Origin of the sequence: Levilactobacillus cerevisiae, assembly GCF_003946245.1 — a bacterium.
Classification (GTDB): Bacteria; Bacillota; Bacilli; order Lactobacillales; family Lactobacillaceae; genus Levilactobacillus; species Levilactobacillus cerevisiae.
The window spans coordinates 1-1,881 of record NZ_RHNN01000071.1 but is presented as its reverse complement, the minus strand read 5'-3'; the positions used below and the strand labels follow the sequence as shown (position 1 = coordinate 1,881).

The window sequence follows — 1,881 nt, the reverse complement described above, 5'->3', positions numbered from 1 at the left end:
GACGTTACTCCAAATTAACCAGCGACCGCTTAAAATACTCGACTGGCAAACACCGTATCAGGTTATGCTGACAAATTGGTCCAAAAATTCGGATTAAATTTGCAATCTACAATACGTGTATATAGTTGTCAAATACGTGCTATGATTGTGTATGTCCTAAATGGACACAAGCAACGCTCCTAAGCAAAGCCTGTATGTACTGATTTCAGAAAAGCCCTCTATTCCGTATAATAGAGGACTTTTTTGTGTGCATTCTGCTTAATTTAAACGGACAAAGTATACGTCTAAAAGCTGAACGTGTTGTCTGAGAGCGCGATATTATTTTCCCCTAGTTCGGGCGTCTCTACTCTCCAGAATATCTAATTGAAAAGTAAATTTTCGCTTGTCTTCAGCGTCTAAAGAATCAATGAGATAGTCTAATGCGTTATCAATGGCTTCTTTTTGAGATTTATATAGACCAATTCCAGATAAAGCTTCCGCTTTGTTCTTAATATGGTTGTTGATTCTAACGTTAGCATAAAAAGTAACAGAATCTGCAACGCTTTTTCCCGGTTTTGATGGTTTGCCATTATTACTTTTAAGATCATCTGTAGTAAAGGTGTTTTTGGGTTTGATATCTTGTCCACGATCAAGTGGGTCCGTCTTTGGTTGTTTTTTTAGATTGGGATTGTTTAATAATCCGCTCATTCCTATTCACCAGCCATTCTGCTAAATATTTCATCAGTAACGTTGGAGTATACGTCTTGAACTGCTTTATCAAACTGATCTTTAAATGTCACCCCGGTTACATCATATCGTTTTAAGCGTTCCATATTTTTAATTGTTATGTCAAAAATATTTTCTTTACCAAATATATCAATTGCTTTAGCTAAGGTGCTCTTATCGACAGGGGCACCATTTTTCAGCAAAACCGGCAATATTCCTAGTAAATCTAATGTCGGAGCGTGGAATTCATTGATAATTTGATCTTGCATGTATTTGATGAATGCCTGGGCACCCTGAAGCGATCTTTCCTGAGTTTGAAGAACGACAATCGCGTAGTCTGTCATATATAATGCGGTATCTGTGATTAGGCTAATTGTAGGTGGAACGTCTACCAACAAGTAGTCATAGTCATCTTTCCACGGATTTATTAAGGTAGACAAGTATTTTACACGATCGGTGTAGTCAGAAATTATATTCTCCATATATCTAGGATATAAAGAAAAGTCAGCTGAGGATGGAAGAATATCTAAATTTTGGATTACGTTGATGATAGCTGGTTTGAGGTTTTTGTTTTTAATTGCGGTCATCAAGGTTTCATCAAAAGAAGTTACTTCACCGCCGACGTTATTTTTAGTTTTTAAATATAAATTAGTGGCGTTAGCTTGAGGATCCAAATCTATTAATAGTGTTTTATACCCACGACGTGCCAACTCGATACCAGTCATTGTACTATTAGTTGTCTTGCCAGTCCCGCCTTTAAAGTTTGAAAATGTTATGACTTTGCTATCCAAAATATCACCTCATAAATATGTAGTGTAATGCTCTTAAAGCATAGCACAAAAATTAGTACATATATACAAATACAAGTGTGTAAAAGTAAAAATGTATACATGAGCTCTATGTAGACTGCAATAGAGGCACTTTGAATGAGTATACAAATACTAATTTTTGCATTAGTGTTTGTACTAATGTAAAAATGTATACATTTTTTAAAAAAGTGTTGATTTCTTTTATTGAGAGAAATACAATTGTACTTGTAAGTGAATACAAAAAAACACCCACCGACGGGAATCGGTGAGCGCCACATAAAAGTCATCGTTATTTAATGACTATTATATCATGGCCGGTGCGATTTTTAAAGCCCTAGGGGACAAGCTGGGGTCTAAATCCAAGGGG

General features: G+C 35.8%; 2 protein-coding genes and 1 pseudogene. 1 reads left to right on the top strand and 2 read right to left on the bottom strand.

Annotation, left to right across the window (positions count from 1 at the left end; translation table 11 throughout):
* Nucleotides 1-97, top strand: a pseudogene (locus tag EKM99_RS15590) (IS30 family transposase); the annotation flags it as partial.
* A gap of 221 nt (nucleotides 98-318) precedes the next feature.
* Here the strand turns inward: EKM99_RS15590 and EKM99_RS15585 are convergent.
* Together EKM99_RS15585 and EKM99_RS15580 are read right to left on the bottom strand one after the other, a co-directional pair.
* Nucleotides 319-687 carry a DUF5388 domain-containing protein gene (locus tag EKM99_RS15585; RefSeq protein ID WP_125584208.1) on the bottom strand — a complete coding sequence of 123 codons (369 nt, stop codon included), beginning with the start codon at nucleotides 685-687 and terminating at the stop codon, nucleotides 319-321.
* A gap of 2 nt (nucleotides 688-689) precedes the next feature.
* Nucleotides 690-1,496, bottom strand: a complete 807-nt coding sequence (locus EKM99_RS15580) for a ParA family protein (RefSeq protein ID WP_010010558.1) — start codon at nucleotides 1,494-1,496, stop codon at nucleotides 690-692.
* Nucleotides 1,497-1,881: the final 385 nt, after the last annotated feature.

Excerpts from the sequence above, each read along its gene's own strand:
- EKM99_RS15585 (WP_125584208.1), bottom strand. The coding sequence starts at position 687 with ATGAGCGGATTATTAAACAATCCCAATCTAAAAAAACAACCAAAGACG.